Genomic DNA, 266 nt, shown 5'->3' on the forward strand with positions numbered 1-266 from the left:
GGCGCAGGCCGAGGCGCCCGGAAATCGGTGCGCGGACCTCGGTGAAGGTCAGGTTGAGGCGGGCGTCGTCGACCTGGCCCTGGTTGGTACGGATGGTGCCCTGCAACTGGCGGACCTGGGCTTCCTGGGTATCCAGGGTCTGCTTGGCTATCGAGTCCTCGGCATACAGCCCCTTGTAGCGCTGCAGGTCGATCTCGGCGTTCTTCAGTTGCGCCTGGTTCTGCATCAGCGTGCCCTCGGCCTGGGCCAGCGCCGCCTTGTAGGTG

Annotated in this window: 1 pseudogene; it reads right to left on the reverse strand. The window is 66.5% G+C overall.

From position 1 onward, the window contains the following. A pseudogene (locus tag ACLJNW_RS25625) lies at positions 1–266 on the reverse strand (multidrug transporter subunit MdtA); the annotation flags it as partial.

The organism is Salmonella sp. SAL4457, assembly GCF_046548235.1.
Classification (GTDB): Bacteria; Pseudomonadota; Gammaproteobacteria; order Enterobacterales; family Enterobacteriaceae; genus Salmonella; species Salmonella enterica.